At 41.4% G+C, this 15939-nt stretch carries 16 protein-coding genes; all 16 read right to left on the reverse strand.

Annotation, left to right across the window (positions count from 1 at the left end):
• The 16 genes from O2Q26_RS02955 to hrcA all read right to left on the reverse strand — a co-directional run bounded on the left by O2Q26_RS02955 (nucleotide 1) and on the right by hrcA (nucleotide 15938).
• The gene (locus O2Q26_RS02955) at nucleotides 1-2103 is read right to left on the reverse strand and encodes an HD family phosphohydrolase (protein ID WP_434221032.1); all 2103 of its coding nucleotides are present in this window, start codon (nucleotides 2101-2103) and stop codon (nucleotides 1-3) included.
• Nucleotides 2104-2188: 85 nt separating this feature from the next.
• Nucleotides 2189-3148, reverse strand: coding sequence for a PhoH family protein (locus O2Q26_RS02960; RefSeq protein WP_289214488.1), 960 nt, complete (start codon nucleotides 3146-3148; stop codon nucleotides 2189-2191).
• A 2-nt stretch (nucleotides 3149-3150) separates the two neighbouring features.
• Entirely contained in the window at nucleotides 3151-4332 is a 1182-nt protein-coding gene (yqfD, locus tag O2Q26_RS02965; protein ID WP_289214489.1) for a sporulation protein YqfD, read from the reverse strand.
• Nucleotides 4332-4631, reverse strand: coding sequence for a sporulation protein YqfC (gene yqfC / locus O2Q26_RS02970; RefSeq protein WP_289214490.1), 300 nt, complete (start codon nucleotides 4629-4631; stop codon nucleotides 4332-4334). The genes yqfD and yqfC overlap by 1 nt, the downstream gene beginning before the upstream one ends.
• A gap of 69 nt (nucleotides 4632-4700) precedes the next feature.
• Entirely contained in the window at nucleotides 4701-5204 is a 504-nt protein-coding gene (locus O2Q26_RS02975) for a YqfB family membrane protein (protein ID WP_289214491.1), read from the reverse strand.
• A 29-nt stretch (nucleotides 5205-5233) separates the two neighbouring features.
• Entirely contained in the window at nucleotides 5234-6223 is a 990-nt protein-coding gene (gene floA / locus O2Q26_RS02980; RefSeq protein ID WP_289214492.1) for a flotillin-like protein FloA, read from the reverse strand.
• A gap of 4 nt (nucleotides 6224-6227) precedes the next feature.
• The gene (locus O2Q26_RS02985) at nucleotides 6228-7538 is read right to left on the reverse strand and encodes an NfeD family protein (protein ID WP_289214738.1); all 1311 of its coding nucleotides are present in this window, start codon (nucleotides 7536-7538) and stop codon (nucleotides 6228-6230) included.
• Between the two features lie 155 nt (nucleotides 7539-7693).
• On the reverse strand, nucleotides 7694-8140 hold the full coding sequence (locus O2Q26_RS02990; RefSeq protein WP_253934343.1) for a GatB/YqeY domain-containing protein: 447 nt from the start codon (nucleotides 8138-8140) through the stop codon (nucleotides 7694-7696).
• Between the two features lie 20 nt (nucleotides 8141-8160).
• The gene (gene rpsU / locus O2Q26_RS02995) at nucleotides 8161-8334 is read right to left on the reverse strand and encodes a 30S ribosomal protein S21 (protein WP_079530318.1); all 174 of its coding nucleotides are present in this window, start codon (nucleotides 8332-8334) and stop codon (nucleotides 8161-8163) included.
• A 135-nt stretch (nucleotides 8335-8469) separates the two neighbouring features.
• Nucleotides 8470-9141 (reverse strand): deoxyribose-phosphate aldolase, encoded by a 672-nt coding sequence (gene deoC / locus O2Q26_RS03000; RefSeq protein ID WP_253934344.1) that lies wholly within the window; start codon nucleotides 9139-9141, stop codon nucleotides 8470-8472.
• A 137-nt stretch (nucleotides 9142-9278) separates the two neighbouring features.
• Entirely contained in the window at nucleotides 9279-10031 is a 753-nt protein-coding gene (locus O2Q26_RS03005; protein WP_289214493.1) for a 16S rRNA (uracil(1498)-N(3))-methyltransferase, read from the reverse strand.
• Nucleotides 10032-10044: 13 nt separating this feature from the next.
• Nucleotides 10045-10977, reverse strand: coding sequence for a 50S ribosomal protein L11 methyltransferase (prmA, locus tag O2Q26_RS03010; protein ID WP_289214494.1), 933 nt, complete (start codon nucleotides 10975-10977; stop codon nucleotides 10045-10047).
• Between the two features lie 109 nt (nucleotides 10978-11086).
• Complete coding sequence (gene dnaJ / locus O2Q26_RS03015) at nucleotides 11087-12214, reverse strand: molecular chaperone DnaJ (protein ID WP_289214495.1); 1128 nt, start codon at nucleotides 12212-12214, stop codon at nucleotides 11087-11089.
• 151 nt (nucleotides 12215-12365) lie between these two features.
• Nucleotides 12366-14195 carry a molecular chaperone DnaK gene (dnaK, locus tag O2Q26_RS03020; RefSeq protein WP_289214496.1) on the reverse strand — a complete coding sequence of 610 codons (1830 nt, stop codon included), beginning with the start codon at nucleotides 14193-14195 and terminating at the stop codon, nucleotides 12366-12368.
• A gap of 36 nt (nucleotides 14196-14231) precedes the next feature.
• Nucleotides 14232-14786, reverse strand: a complete 555-nt coding sequence (gene grpE, locus O2Q26_RS03025; protein ID WP_289214497.1) for a nucleotide exchange factor GrpE — start codon at nucleotides 14784-14786, stop codon at nucleotides 14232-14234.
• Nucleotides 14787-14915: 129 nt separating this feature from the next.
• Nucleotides 14916-15938: a heat-inducible transcriptional repressor HrcA gene (gene hrcA, locus O2Q26_RS03030; protein ID WP_289214498.1), complete on the reverse strand. Its 1023-nt coding sequence runs from the start codon at nucleotides 15936-15938 to the stop codon at nucleotides 14916-14918.
• Nucleotide 15939 lies beyond the last annotated feature (1 nt).

The following is a 15939-nucleotide window of genomic DNA, read 5'->3' on the forward strand; positions in this document are numbered from 1 at the left end:
TTATTTTGCCTCCTTTACAAGATTGTTCTGATTGGGATACTGAATGCGCGAATGGAAAATCCCTTGAAGTGTTTCACAAATTGCTAATTCTAGTTTGTTCAATTCTTTAAAAGTTAAATTACAATCATCCAATTGCCCATCTAATATACGATCTTCTATAATAGCATGCACAATTGAATCAATCTTCTCCTGAGTAGGCTGATCGAGTGAACGCACAGCCGCTTCTACTGAGTCACAGATACAAACAATAGCCGCTTCTTTCGTTTGAGGTTTAGGCCCTGGGTATCTGAACATACTTTCATTTACAGAAGACTCTTTCTCTTTAGCCTTGTAGTAAAAATATTTCAATAGCGTAGTTCCATGATGCTGCTTAGCAATATCAATTATTTCTTTAGGGAGTTTCTCCTTCTCAAGAAGCTTGGCGCCATCATAAGGATGACTGATGATGATAGCTGCACTTTGTTCAGGTTTAATATAATCGTGCGGGTTCTTCATCCCCATTTGGTTCTCGATAAAATAGTGAGGTCGCATTGTCTTCCCTAAATCGTGATAATAAGCGGCTACTCTTGCTAAAAGCCCTCTAGCACCAATCGATTCACAGGCCGCTTCGCTCAGATTAGCTACCATTACGCTGTGGTGATAAGTACCAGGGGTCTCCATCAAAATTTTCCTTAACAACCTGTGATTAGGATTTGCCAGCGCGATAAGCTTACTATCCGATAGAATATCAAACGTCGACTCGATAATCGGAAGTAAGCCAAACGTCAGAATAACTGATAATACAGCGCTAATCAAGCCATATCCTGCGAACAGCCCCCAATCGAACCAGCTGTATTTTTCAAAGGAAAGGAATACAGTAAAACTGATCGTCATACAGTTAATTAAGGCAATACCTACGCCTGTCTTTGCGATAAACAAGCGATCACTAGTATTCCATAAAAAGAATATACCCGCGAGCTGAGACAGTAACACGTATATCCCCATATGGGCATTCAGCGCCCCGGGAACTTCCCCATTGAATAATACGACAGCCATAAGAGAAAAAATCACGCTCATAAAGACGGCAAAACGCTCATTACATAATAGCTTGATCAATATGGCACCCATTGCTGCAGGCATTAAATAATACAGAAATTCATTGGAAAAATCAAAAACACTGAACCCTTTCATCAAGCTCATTGAAATGACTGATACGAGGACAACGACAGAAATATGCCGATACGTTAAACCCTCTTCAATCATCATTTTCCTGAAATGATAAAGAATAGCGGCTCCAAGGAGTAAAGAAAACAACGTCAATCCCAGGTAAGGCATTACATTTCTTTCTTGGTTCAAAAGGCCTGTAATCTCGAGTTCATCATAAATGTCATTCGTAATCGTCGCACCTTCTGTAACGATCACTTCACCAGCTTGAATCATGGAGGGCTGAACTTGGGCGGCAGCCTCTTTTCTTGCTTCGTCCGTTGCCTGCGGGTCAAATATCGCATTTTCTACTAGTGCAAAACTGCCCAATTCGGATGATTCATCTTTTAAATCTTCTGGAATGGAAGAATATCTGATTTTTAACTTCAGTGTATCTAGTGTATCTTCTAAATCAGTCGTTCTGATTCCTTCGTTGAAATAGGATTCAGCAGAGGATATTAATAATTCTTTTGTTTTGTTAAGGTCGTTTTCAGAGGCATTCAAAAACGGACGGAAAATTTCCATAGGCAGCTCGTCTGTTATGGCAGATGACAATAATGAATTAAGCTGATTCAAGTTCTCTTCTGTAGAAAGCCTTCCTGACTCAGATTGGTTCACTTCACCTACCGCTTCAAATACTTCCTCGATATATGCCAGCCTTTCTTCAGCTACGTCCATAGAAAGCTGATATCGATCTTCTACGTCAAGTGTTGCTTCTCTTACCCGTTGTTCTGTTTTTCTTTCATTTTCAATTGTAACCGGTGACCGGATCGTTTCATGAGCAACGCTGAACTTTTCAAGATTGTAGGTTTCTGTATGTACGTTTGAAAAACTCAAAAGGAGGAAAAAGAGGGCAAGCAGAAAGGATGGAATACTTAATCTCAACCAAGAATTTTTACCATTAAATAAGTGTTTGATCATTTGTCTTACACCTTTCAACACACCCTCACCCCCTTACATATAATTCCAAATAATCATAATAATAAAGGCCCTCCTGCGGGCCTTATTATGGATTTTGCTCATAAGCATCAATAACACGCTGGACGAGCGGATGACGAACTACATCGGTCTGGTCAAGGTGGATGAAAGCAGATCCCTTCACATGATTCAGTTTTTGCTCGGCAACCTTCAAGCCTGAAGTCATTCCTCTAGGAAGATCAACTTGAGTAATGTCGCCTGTTATGATCATCTTCGAACCAAAACCTAGTCGAGTTAAAAACATCTTCATTTGTTCTGGCGTGGTATTTTGCGCTTCATCTAGAATAGCGAATGCATCATCTAATGTCCGGCCTCTCATGTAAGCCAGAGGCGCAATTTCTATTGTTCCCCTGTCAATTAGCCGTGTGGTATGCTCTGCACCGAAAACATCGTGTAAAGAGTCATATAGTGGTCTTAAATAAGGGTCTACTTTTTCTTTAAGATCACCAGGCAGAAAACCAAGGCTTTCTCCAGCTTCAACTGCCGGACGTGTGAGAATAATTTTCTTCACTTCTCCGTTTTTTAACGCATTGACTGCCATAATCACCGCTAGATATGTTTTACCTGTTCCGGCTGGCCCTATTCCAAATACAAGATCATGATTTTTAATTGCAGACACGTATTTTCTTTGTCCTAAGGTTTTTACACGCACTGATTTGCCTTTGGCATTTCTCGTAATTTCATCTTCGAAGAGTGCTTCGAATTGATTGATCTTACCATTTTTAGCTAATTCAACGGCGTATACGACATCTCTTTCAGTAATAGATAATCCTTTTCTAATGATTTCGAGTACGGAAAGCAGCACGTCTTCCACAAGTTGAACGTGCTCAGCCTGTCCGGAAACATTGACGTGTTCCCCTCGTGAAATGATCGTTACTTTCAACTGCTCTTCTATTCGTTTTAAGTGACGGTCTTCTGTGCCAAACAACGATAGTGCTTCAGTCGGATTATTTAATTGTATATCGATTGTTTTCAATTCTCCTTGCATACTCAATCTCCTTGGGAAACATACTTGGTTTCAGCTATATTTTCTTCAACTTTAAATAATAGGATTAATTTTACTTTACCACGGTCCACACCCTGGTGCAAAATTTTTTCATCTAATATTTCTGCGTCTTCGTTTAAATTGACAAGTAAGGAATTCCGCCCGTTTTTCAAAGCCTCTTTGACCGATTGCTCCTTTGAAGGTTGTTGTCCTAAAAACTCATTTTTATACTTAGTATTATGACCAATACGAACAGGAAGTTCCCAACCGAACAACTCAAAAGTCTGCTCATATCTTTCCTCACGATCCTCCTCGTCATTCTTTCGCCAGAAGCCCCAAACCGGTATCGAAACTTTACCAATTGCAATCGAATAAACTGTGCTGGAACTTCCATCAGTCAGGGTTTGCTCTATTTGTTCAGGCTGGTCTATCTCTACTCGGTACCATGTCTCTGCAAGAACCTCTCCAACTGCTTCTACATATTTTCCACTATCTTCTTTCAACTCACCGGTTGCCAGCATTTTACCTTTTTTAACTACATCGTTAACTTCTACTAGTGGTCTTCCTTTAGAAATAAACATTTTAGTAATCATGCCTTTTTTTGAAGCAACAATATTTGAAGGTCTAGGTGCCTCGGGTTCATCATAGTTGGTTTGCTTTACTCCATACAATTGATAGCTCGTCCCTTGCTTTTTCACCCCTACCCATAGAAGATCGGGTATGTCTTCTAATAATAACCTTTGAACTTCTCTAGGCTGCTTCATCGAAATACTGAGAGAGCCGGGCTTGATCCCGTATGAATCTAATTGACTTTTAACTGCGGCCTCCAGCTCAGGTTCCAAACCTTCAACTTTGATCGACCATAACGTGTTAGCCAGTAAAAATACTGCAAGACAGCTGCAGACGATCGCGAGCCATAAAGATTTTTTCTTTTTTTGTGCGTTGTAAAAAAAGGGGAGTCCTTCCGTTGATACAAACTGTATACGGCATTTATGACGTTTGCGATATTTTTTTAAAGTAGACCAGTCCTGTACTCGAATAGTCATAAGTAGAGTGGAATCGTCAAGTTGTTTTATTTGAGAAAGCACACATCCCTCACTTACACAAGTTTGCATAAATGACTCGATGCTTCCCCCTTTCACTTTGATCGTTATCCTTCCTTGAAAGACAGGCAGGTTCTTTGACATTAGTCACCCCCTCCTTTAGGTTCATCAATGAAATCAATGGATAATAATTGCCCTTCCAGTAATAGCTCCTCTTTCAGCATCATTTTTATCCTTAAATCTTTACCTTTGATGGATAATTCACCTCTTCGATGAGATATCCTTATCTCGTGATCGGAAAAATGAAGAAGCCCTGTACAATTTTCTATGTAAGCATGGATAGAGCCGATGGTTGTAATCCTTGGAAGATCAAGCATTACATCAGCTGGCAGGTCAAAATACTGACTCACCCAATTGCGCAGTTGATTTTGCCATTTTGACATGCAGCTCCCCCCTTACCTTATACATACGAAAAACGCACGGATTGTATTCACTACAATCCGTGCGTTTCATTATCTTTTTCTTGGATGAGAGCTATGTGGCTTGTAAGCTCTGGGCTGACCCAGAATTTCTGCCATTATTATGCCTTCAGCTAACTTGTTTCTATTCCACCTCGATGAATACTTCAAATTCGGTTTTTTTGTCTCTTTACCTTTCTCAATATAAACTTCTAAGTTATCACCATCTAAAGTTCTTTGATCGAAGGACAAAGATTGTCGGTTGCGATCATTTTGATAATCAGCAGCCTCTTCCAACCTCTTTTGTTTTTCTTCATAATAGCTTTCGACCCGGCCTTTGGATTCCTTCACGGCATCCTCAACTTGCGTCCGTGTTTCCTTTTGGCCGCTGCTCTCGGCAGGACCTGAAGGTGTCATCGTCGGCCTCGGCTGCTTAGGTGCCCTTTTCTTCTCATTTTCATCCTCTTTACTCATGCTTGAGAACCAGCTAATCAGTCCCCCGATGATTGCCGCGACAATTAAAATATTGCTCGTGATCATCTCAATTAGATCAGTCATATCCATGCTCCTTTATGAGGGTAGGAAAATTATTGATCATCCTTATCCTTGTCCTCGGACATATCACCAAGTGTTTGCCTCATATCCGTATCAGCATTGATGTTTTGATAATTCATGTAGTCCATAACACCCATTTTCCCTGAACGAAGAGCCTCTGCAAGGGCTTGTGGTACTTCTGCTTCAGCTTCCACAACTTTAGCTTGCATTTCTTGAACACGTGCACGCATTTCCTGCTCTTGGGCAATTGCCATAGCACGACGCTCTTCAGCTTTCGCTTGGGCGATATTTTTATCTGCCTCTGCCTGGTCAGTCTGTAAGATCGCGCCGATGTTTTTACCAATGTCGATGTCGGCAATATCAATCGAAAGGATTTCAAAAGCGGTTCCTGCGTCCAGACCTTTGCCTAACACGTTTTGCGAAATCATGTCTGGGTTTTCCAATACCTTGTTGTGATTTTTACTGGAACCGATTGTAGAAACGATTCCTTCACCAACACGGGCAATCACCGTATCCTCACCAGCACCACCGACTAGTCGGTCAATATTAGCACGTACAGTAATTCTTGCTTTCGCTTTTACTTCGATCCCATCCATCGCAACACCTGCGATGAAAGGAGTTTCAATAACTTTAGGATTTACACTCATTTGTACCGCTTCTAGAACGTCACGCCCTGCTAAATCAATTGCCGCAGCTCTTTCAAAACTCAGTTCAATATTCGCTCGCTGGGCAGCAATTAAAGCATTGACGACTCTGTCGACGTTACCTCCAGCTAAGTAATGGCTTTCCAGCTGGTTGGTGTCTACATTGACACCCGCTTTGTGAGCTTTGATCAATGGATTGATGACTCGTGATGGGATTACCCTTCTCAGTCTCATTCCGATTAATGTAAGGATGCTGATTTTCACACCAGCCGCTAACGCGCTAATCCATAGCATGACTGGAATAAACGTGAATAGTACAGCAACTACGATGATGATAATACCAATAATAATAATAGGCATCAGTTCTTGAATTGTCATTAAATTATTCCTCCTCTAAATTTTTTAACAAGCGTACGACGATTCTGGATCCTTCTGTTTTCACAATCTTCACACGCTGATTTGCTCCAATGAAATTACCTTCTGTCACAACGTCAAGCCTTTCTTCCTCAAAGACGGCAGTGCCTGCCGGCCTAAGTGGTGTAACAGTTTCTCCTACTAGTCCTATCAGTTCTAAGCGGGTCACAGATGATACATAGCCTTTCTCGGATGAGGTGGAATCATTGAGAATGACTCGTTTAAAGAAACCTCGCTCCATTCCGATGGTTTTAAATAGGATGATGGAAGCGACTATCGTCACGACTAAAGCAATTCCTATACTGAGGGCCATCTGTCCCATGTCAGCAGAAGACATCATCAAGGATGTAACGACTGCAACGACACCTATTATACCTAAGAAGCCACTCGTCACGAAGAACTCAGTTACAATCAGTCCTATTCCCAGTATGAGCAGAATGATGGCTTCATATCCAGCCAAGCCGGCTACGATGTGTCCATAAAAGAACAGGACAAGTGAAAGCACTCCCATGATTCCAGGGATTCCGAAGCCTGGCGAGTATAATTCAACAATCAGTCCTAAACTAGCGACAGATAATAGAATAGGGATGACCACAGGATTGGTGAGAAAACGAGCAAAGTTTTCTGCAGGAGTAGGATTATTTTCCACAACTTCAGCACCAGAAAGCTCTAACTCATTAAGAAGTTCCACCCGGTCTTGCATGATTCCTTCTGCGTACCCTACTTCGACCGCTTCATTCGGACCCAGAGTCAAAAATTCACCTTCAGCAGCTCCATATTCAGGTAAATCTACACTGCTATCCGCCATAGCGCGTGCATAGATCGGGTCTCTCCCATTGGACTCAGCAGCTGCTACCATTGAGGAAATCCACGCTGACTGTGCTTTTTTATCCGCCGCTGTACCATCAGAATTTATGACACCAGAAGCGCCGATCGTCGCTTGCTGTTTCATGTAGATCTGATCAGCGTTCAAAGCAATGTACGACCCTGCCGAGTAGGCCTGGCTCGTAATGTAAGCAGAATTCGGCACCTCAAGATCTTGAAGCAATTCTCCTATAGCGCCCGCAGCATCAACTCTGCCTCCCGGTGTATCAATTTCAAATATGATATGGTCCGCTCCATTTTCAATGGCTTCACTAGTTGTACGCTCTAAGAAGGCTGTCATCCCTCGTTCAACTGTACTCTCCACAGGAATGACATACACTTGCTTGCCTTCACCATCTGCACTAACTTTATGAGTTAATTGGAAAACGGATAAACCTGCCGCCACCAGCAACATGATACTAAGTACGGTTATTCGAAAAGTTTTCATATATCCACCCCCCTCATTCTATCTTATCTGTTGAATACTAGTCTATACGTTTTTATGATTAAATAAGTTTCAAAAAAAATTAAAAAGGTCTCTCTTTTTTTAAAAAGAGAGACCTTTAACAATTATGATAATTGCTTTAATACGAGCTGATTCACCTTAGAACCGTCGGCTTTGCCTTTTACTTTAGGCATAACCGCGTTCATGACTTTTCCCATGTCGGCTTTAGATGATGCTCCTACTTCTTCAATGGTATTCTGAACAATCTGATCAAGTTCTTGCTCAGAAAGCTGCTCCGGCATATATGCTTGTAAAATCCCAATTTCTTGAATAAGTTCTTCTACAAGATCTTCGCGTCCAGCTTCTTTAAACTCGTGGAGGGAATCTTTTCTCTGCTTTACCTCGCGGGATAAAACAGTAAGTTCTTCTTCTTCAGAAAGTTCATCTTTACCTAGTTTAATCGCTTCGTTCTGCATCGAAGCTTTCACCATACGGATGACAGTCAGAGTTTTCTTCTCCCTGGCTTTCATCGCTGTTTTCATATCTTGGTTTAGACGTTCAGTAATTGACATCTATTAACACCCTCTTTAGATCACTTGCGCTTTCTAGCGGCCTCAGACTTTTTCTTGCGGCGAACGCTAGGCTTATCGTAATATTCACGCTTACGATATTCTGATAATGCACCGCTTTTCGATACATCGCGCTTGAAGCGACGAAGAGCATCTTCAAGTGACTCGTTTTTACGAACGCGAGTTGTTTTTGACATGCTATTTCCCTCCCTCCGAAGCAAAAAAACTGTTTCTCTAATGTATGAGAGAACTCCCATACCTTCGACAATTATATTATATTGGAGGAATATGGTCAACTTTTTTCGAAATAATAATGAAATACAATCTATTTATTAATAGTCCGAGGTTCCCTTTCCTCCATGAACAATAGCAATTCCTGCGCTTGCCCCGATGCGAGTAGCGCCAGCCTCAATGACGGCTTTAGCTCCTTCATAATCGCGTACTCCGCCAGAAGCCTTTACACCTAGATCAGGGCCTACCGTTTTCCGCATTAAACTGATATCTTCCACCGTAGCTCCTCCACCTGAGAAACCAGTGGAAGTCTTCACGAAGTCTGCTCCGCCTGTTTTAGTCAATTCAGAAGCTGTAACTTTTTCTTCTTCTGATAGTAAAGATGTTTCGATGATTACTTTGACTAAAGCTTTCCCTTCAGCTTCTTTAACGACAGCTTCAATATCTTTTTGTACGACATCTTTATTGCCGGACTTAAGCTCACCGACATTGATCACCATATCTACTTCTTCAGCACCATTTTCAATAGCCTGGCGAGTTTCAAACACTTTTGTTTCCGTCGTAGTTGCCCCTAATGGGAAACCGATGACTGTACAGACCTTAACATCCGTTCCTTCTAAAAGATCTTTACAATAGCTGACCCAATAAGGATTCACACAAACGGACATGAAATTATTGTCACGGGCTTCTTTGCATATTTGCTCAATTTTTTCTTTTGTTGTATCGGGCTTCAATTGTGTATGATCAATCATCTTGGCTAGATTTTGCTCCATCATAATACTTCCCTTCCATTAGTTGTTCGTACATCTATTGTATCATAGCATGCCCCCATGAGAAATGCGAGCAGACGTTAGAAATACTAAAAAGACTATGTTCACATATAAAACAACCGCTATGAATGCCATAGCGGTTATTCATTTTCTTCAAAATGATAAGAAACAGCAGATAAGAAATAAAGTGGCGCTGTTTCCATTCTCAAAATCCGCGGCCCTAGGCGGATAGAGTGAAAGCCACTGTTCACTAAAGCATTGGACTCTCGTGAAGAAAAACCGCCTTCAGGTCCAAAAATGACCAGCAGGGAATCCCCTTCACTCACCCTCTGTAACTCGAGCCGCAAGGAGCTGTAAGTATCTTTGCGGGCTTCGTCTTCAAAGGCTAACAATTTCACATCAAAAGAATCCATTCGCAGCAGTTCATTCAACTCTAAAAGGTCATGAATTTCTGGCACCTTGACTCGCTCTGACTGCTCACTTGCTTCTTTTGCGATTTTTTTAAGCCGCATAATTTTTTTATCTGTTTTTTTCTTGTCCCATTTCGCAACTGACCGATCAGCTTGATAAGGAATAAAAGAATCAGCACCAAGCTCCGTAGCTTTTTGTACAACCTGCTCCATTTTATCTCCCTTACCAAGGCTTTGGACAATCGTTACATTTATAGGTAATTCTGTGTTCTTTTTCATCCATTCATCGACGTTACAAATAATCCGTTCAGGAACCTCCATCTTCTCAATAGAGCAAACCGCCGCTCCACAATCTGGATGAACACATACTATCGTCTGCCCTTCAGTCATACGCATCACATTTGAAATATGATGTACATCGTCACCTGAAATAGTCACTTGCGTTTGATTCCAGTTGGAACTGTCTACAAAATAACGTTGCACAATAAGTCACACCTTATTTCTTAGCGATAATTAGAACCCAGTCTTCCATCATATTCGTTTCTACTATTTCAAAACCAGCTTGCTTTAAGCGTTCTAAGACGAGGTCTTTTTTCCCAGAGATGATCCCTGAGGTGATGAAGTACCCATCATCTTTCAACAACCTATAAGCATCGTCCACAAATTGAACTATGATTTCAGCAAGAATGTTCGCTACAATTAGATCCGGCTGTATTTCTACACCTTTAAGCAGGTCGTTCTTGGTTGAAGTGATCTGATTCTGTACGTGGTTCAATTCTGCATTATTGAAAGTACTCTTTACGGCGACCTCATCCAAATCAAAAGCGTGTACATGTTCAGCACCGAGAAGAATAGAAGCAACACTAAGTATTCCTGAACCCGACCCAACATCGAGTACAAGATCTTCGGGCTTCAAATATTGTTCAAGTGCCTGCATACTTAAAACTGTAGTAGGATGAGTTCCCGTACCAAATGCCATACCTGGGTCCATTTCTATGATGAGTTCATCACTTGAAACAGGTTCATATTCCTCCCAGGTAGGAATGATCGTAATCCGTTCAGATATCTTTACAGGTTTGTAGTATTTCTTCCAGGCCGTAGCCCAGTCTTCTTCATGTATTTCACTCAATGAGACGGAATTGCGGCCAATATCTATGTTATAAAGCGTAAGATTTGTAACAGACTGTTTAATCGAATCCACTGTCTCACCTAAAAAACTATTCATCTGCAAATACGCTTTAACGTATACCCCTTCTTTTGGGTAATCTTCAGGATTGAGCTCATATATTTCACCGAACGAGTTTTCCTCTTTAATCATATCTCTAGGATCTTCAATTACAACTCCACTGGCACCCGCCTCATGTAAAATATTGGAGACCGGTTCAATTGCTTCATTTGTCGTGTGAATACAAATTTCTGACCACTTCATTCAGGATCAACTCACTTTTCTTAAGTAGGTATAAAAATTAAAAGAGTGTCTAGATTCAAGCTGCGGGACTACCCGAAACACCTATACCTCCAGACACTCTAATAAACGATCATTCACCTTTGAAAGCGCGTTTCATTCTTTCAAAAAAGTTACCATGCTGTTCTTCTGTAGCTTCATTTCCACTGATTTCATTAAATTCTCTTATCAAATCTTTTTGACGATCCGTTAGATTCTTCGGAGTAATCACTTTAATTTTAACATGCTGATCTCCTTGACCACGTCCATGAACATTCGGCGCACCTTTGTCTTTCAATCGGAACGTTTTGCCTGTTTGAGTACCACCAGGAATTTTAAGTTTCACTTTTCCATGTACTGTTGGCACCTCAATTTCATCACCTAATGCAGCTTGTGCGAAGGTTAGAGGCATATCACAGAAAATATGATCACCTTCACGTTCAAAGAATTCGTGAGGCTGCACACGAATGACTACGAATAAATCGCCTGCAGGTCCGCCGTTAGCACCATCCTCGCCTTTACCAGGCACACGAATTTGCTGGCCTTCATCGATTCCGGCTGGAATATCGAGATGAATCTTCTTACGATTAGTGACGCGGCCGTCCCCTCCGCAAGTATTACATTTTTCTTTGACCATTTGGCCGCTGCCCTGACAGTGATGACAGACGCGGCGGTTCACGACACGACCGAACGGAGTGTTTTGTTCCTGATTAATTTGACCGCTTCCGTTACAGTGTGTACATGTTTCTGGAGAAGTACCTGGTTTAGCTCCTGAACCATCACATGTATCACATTCTTCTTCCGTCGGAATTTCCACATCTGTGCTTTTTCCAAAGATAGCTTCCTCAAATGTCAGCGTCATAGAATATTGAAGGTCTGCACCTTTTCTTGGGGCGTTAGGATCTCTTCTGCGACCTCCGCCGCCAAAGAACATATCGAAGATGTCGCCGAAACCACCGAAGTCTTCAGCACCACCGCCAAACCCTCCGAATCCCTGGCCTTGAGGACCTGAGTGGCCAAATTGGTCATATTGTGCACGCTTTTGCTGGTCACTCAGCGTTTCATAAGCTTCTTTCGCTTCTTTAAACTTATCAGAGGCGTTTTCCTCTTCACTTACGTCTGGGTGATATTTTCTAGCTAGTTTTCGATATGCTTTTTTGATTTCTTCTTTAGAGGCATCTTTAGAAACCCCTAGCACATCGTAATAATCTCGTTTACTCACTTGTTCATCACTCTCCCGGGCACTATTGCATAAAGTTTATCATAACACTCTCTAACTCATTCAAGCAAACGAAATAGAGCTTGAAAATCTTGTGACCTGAAAAAAGTCAAAGTCAAGAAGATCCTGACTTTGACTTTTTCATTTCAATCACTTACTTTTTATTTTCGTCATCGTTAACTTCTTCATAGTCTGCATCTACAACATCTTCTTCCGCGTTACCCTGCTCACCTTGAGCTGCTTCAGCTTGCTGTTGTGCCTGCTCATAAAGTTTAACGGAAAGGGCTTGAACTTGCTCTTGAAGAGCGTCTTTCTTCTCTCTGATCGCTTCAAGATCTTCGCCTTCGAGCGCAGTTTTCAATTCTTCTTTAGCAGATTCAGCATTTGCTTTCTCTTCTTCTGAAACTTGATCCCCTAGATCTTTGATCGTTTTGTCGGTAGTGAAGACTAGCTGATCAGCTTCATTACGAAGTTCGATCGCTTCACGCTTCTTCTTATCTTCTTCTGCATTTTCTTCAGCTTGACGAACCATATCTTCTACTTCTTCATCAGAAAGACCTGAAGAAGATTTGATTGTAATGGACTGTTCTTTGTTAGTGCCCATGTCTTTCGCACGAACGTTAACGATACCGTTCGCATCAATGTCGAAGCTCACTTCGATTTGTGGAACTCCTCGTGGTGCTGGCGGGATATCCGTCAACTGGAAGCGGCCAAGTGTCTTGTTATCCTGAGCCATTTCACGTTCACCTTGCAGGACATGAATATCTACCGCTGTCTGGTTGTCTGCTGCAGTAGAGAAAACTTGAGAATGACTTGTAGGAATTGTAGTGTTACGCTCAATTAATTTCGTAGTAACGCCACCCATAGTTTCGATACCTAGAGACAATGGTGTTACATCTAAAAGCACTACGTCTTTAACATCGCCCTGAAGGACTCCACCTTGAATAGATGCGCCTAATGCTACTACTTCATCAGGGTTAACTCCTCTTGAAGGGTCTTTGCCTACTTCTTTCTTAATAGCATCCTGTACAGCTGGAATACGAGTTGAACCACCAACAAGAATCACTTTATGAATTTCATTAGTGCTTAGTCCAGCATCTTTAATAGCCTGACGAGTCGGCTTCATAGAACGCTCGATCAAGTCTGAAGCAAGCTCTTCGAACTTCGCGCGTGTCAAGTTCATTTCCAAGTGAAGCGGCCCAGCTTCTCCAGCTGTGATAAATGGAAGAGAAATCTGTGTTTGAGCAACACCAGATAGATCTTTTTTAGCTTTTTCAGCTGCATCTTTCAGACGTTGTTTAGCCATTTTATCTTGAGAAAGGTCGATGCCATTCTCTTTTTTAAATTCAGCCACCATGTGATCGATTATAACTTCATCGAAATCATCACCGCCAAGACGGTTATCACCAGCTGTAGATACTACTTCAAACGTACCGTCACCGATATCAAGGATGGATACGTCAAAAGTACCTCCACCTAAGTCGTAAACTAAGATTGTCTGATCCTGATCTTCTTTATCGATACCGTATGCAAGTGCTGCTGCAGTAGGCTCGTTAATAATTCGCTCTACTTCAAGACCCGCAATCTTACCAGCATCTTTTGTAGCCTGACGTTCCGCGTCATTAAAGTATGCAGGTACTGTGATAACAGCTTTATCTACCGTTTCGCCTAGATAGTCTTCGGCATACCCTTTGATATACTGAAGGATAATCGCAGAAACTTCTTGTGGAGTATATTCTGTACCTTCAACTTCTACTTTGTGGTCCGTTCCCATATAACGTTTAATGGAAAGGATTGTATTAGGGTTTGTAATCGCCTGGCGCTTAGCTACCTCGCCAACTTGACGCTCGCCATTTTTGAATGCAACAGCTGAAGGAGTTGTACGGTTACCCTCTGGGTTAGGGATTACCTTTGCTTCTCCACCTTCCATTACAGCTACACAAGAGTTAGTTGTACCTAAGTCAATTCCAATTATCTTACTCATAAATCTAAATCCTCCTCTACTATAGTTAACAATTTTTTATTGGTTCACTTTGACCATTGCCGGGCGGATCACTCGATCATTCAAGCGATACCCTTTTTGCAGCTGCTCTACAACTACATTGGATTCAAAGTTTTCATCTTCTACTTGCATGACTGCCTGATGCAAATGAGGGTCGAATTCTTCTCCTTTAGCTGGAATTTCTTCAACTCCTTCTTTGTCTAACGCTGCCTGGAACTGGTCGTAAACCATTTTCATCCCACTAGCAAAATTTTGAGCAGCGTCTCCTTCAACTTCTACTTGCAGTGCTCGTTCGAAGTTATCAAGAACAGGAATTAGTTCTTCTACAAGAGATTGCGCTTTATATTTCCGATCCGCTTCTTTCTCTTTTTGAGTTCTGCGACGGAAATTATCATAATCGGCTTGGAGTCGTAAAAGTCGATTGTGCACTTCTTCTTTTTCCTTACGAATCTGGTCGATCTCACTATCTTCTTCTACAACTTCAGCCTGATTCTCATCAGTAGTTTGCTCTTCATCATTTTCATCGTTTAAATGATCGATGATTTCTTGTTCTTCTTGTTTCTTTCCTTCCATGACGTACACCTCCTTGACCCTTTCAACGTTATTGACTATAACATGAATTAATATCCTAAAAAAAGCAATTAACAAAAAGAAGCGATGGGAATTAAAACTCCCCCATCTAATTTTGTTTTATTCCCGCAGTTAATACCAGCCACGGAACGTTTCTGTCATTTGCTTGGATAAAACATTTATTAATGAAATGACACGATTATATTCCATTCTTGTCGGGCCTAACAGAGCTATAGTTCCCGCCTGCTCATTACCCAGCGTGTATCTTGCAGTAATTAAACTACAGTTCTGCATGGCATCGAATGGGTTCTCATGTCCTATCCTTACGTGAACACCTTGTTCACCAGATCTCAGCAAGTCCGCCATCTCGTTCTCTTTTTCAATAATTGCATAAAGAGATCGCACTTTATCCAAGTCTTTGAATTCGGGCTGCATCAGTATATTGGTTTTTCCCCCAATATACAATTTCGTCTGGTGTTCATCCAACAAAGCGGCTTGTAAATAAGAGTAAGCATGTTCATGCTGGTCAGTATGAATCTCAATCAAATCGTAAATTTCTGTTTGAAGTTTTTCATACAGTTTCACCAGAGGCACTCCTCTTAAACGATCATTCAAAATGTTAACCATCTTTTCTAATTGAGGATGATCGATTTCAACAGGAATGTTAAATGCCCTGTGCTCTACATGCCCTGTGTCGGTCACGAGTATAGCGATAGCGGATTGATCATTTAAGGGAACAATTTGCAATTGCTTAAGCTTCGTTTCAAAAATCTCTGGACCGAGGATAATGGATGTATAATTGGTCAGTTCAGATAATATTCCTGCTGACTTTTGCACAACTCGTTCAAACTCCATCATTCTATCCTTGAATGCTTGTCGAATCGTCGTCAATTCCTGGTTAGATAACCGAAGAGGAGACAATAAATGATCGACATAAAAACGATACCCTTTTTCTGAAGGAACACGCCCTGAAGAAGAGTGGGTTTTTTCAAGGAAACCCATTTCTTCTAAGTCTGCCATCTCGTTTCTGATCGTAGCAGAGCTGTGAGTGATTTCGTCTTTTTTTGATATTGACCGGGAGCCAACTGGCTGTGCCGTCAGGATAAAATCATCAATGATGACTTGCAAAATTAATAATTGCCTATCCGTTAACATC

This window comes from Halobacillus campisalis, from assembly GCF_030345335.1.
GTDB classification, from domain to species: Bacteria; Bacillota; Bacilli; order Bacillales; family Halobacillaceae; genus Halobacillus_A; species Halobacillus_A campisalis.

Bases quoted from the DNA above. Each gene is read 5' to 3' on its own strand.
- yqfD (WP_289214489.1), bottom strand. From the start codon at position 4,332: ATGTCAAAGAACCTGCCTGTCTTTCAAGGAAGGATAACGATCAAAGTG.
- hrcA (WP_289214498.1), bottom strand. From the start codon at position 15,938: ATGTTAACGGATAGGCAATTATTAATTTTGCAAGTCATCATTGATGAT.
- O2Q26_RS02985 (WP_289214738.1), bottom strand. From the start codon at position 7,538: ATGTTGCTGGTGGCGGCAGGTTTATCCGTTTTCCAATTAACTCATAAA.
- O2Q26_RS02955 (WP_434221032.1), bottom strand. From the start codon at position 2,103: ATGATCAAACACTTATTTAATGGTAAAAATTCTTGGTTGAGATTAAGT.
- prmA (WP_289214494.1), bottom strand. From the start codon at position 10,977: ATGAAGTGGTCAGAAATTTGTATTCACACGACAAATGAAGCAATTGAA.
- grpE (WP_289214497.1), bottom strand. From the start codon at position 14,786: ATGGAAGGAAAGAAACAAGAAGAACAAGAAATCATCGATCATTTAAAC.
- dnaK (WP_289214496.1), bottom strand. From the start codon at position 14,195: ATGAGTAAGATAATTGGAATTGACTTAGGTACAACTAACTCTTGTGTA.
- O2Q26_RS02990 (WP_253934343.1), bottom strand. From the start codon at position 8,140: ATGTCAATTACTGAACGTCTAAACCAAGATATGAAAACAGCGATGAAA.
- yqfC (WP_289214490.1), bottom strand. From the start codon at position 4,631: ATGTCAAAATGGCAAAATCAACTGCGCAATTGGGTGAGTCAGTATTTT.
- O2Q26_RS02960 (WP_289214488.1), bottom strand. From the start codon at position 3,148: ATGCAAGGAGAATTGAAAACAATCGATATACAATTAAATAATCCGACT.
- floA (WP_289214492.1), bottom strand. From the start codon at position 6,223: ATGACAATTCAAGAACTGATGCCTATTATTATTATTGGTATTATCATC.
- deoC (WP_253934344.1), bottom strand. From the start codon at position 9,141: ATGGAGCAAAATCTAGCCAAGATGATTGATCATACACAATTGAAGCCC.
- rpsU (WP_079530318.1), bottom strand. From the start codon at position 8,334: ATGTCAAAAACAACTCGCGTTCGTAAAAACGAGTCACTTGAAGATGCT.
- O2Q26_RS02975 (WP_289214491.1), bottom strand. From the start codon at position 5,204: ATGACTGATCTAATTGAGATGATCACGAGCAATATTTTAATTGTCGCG.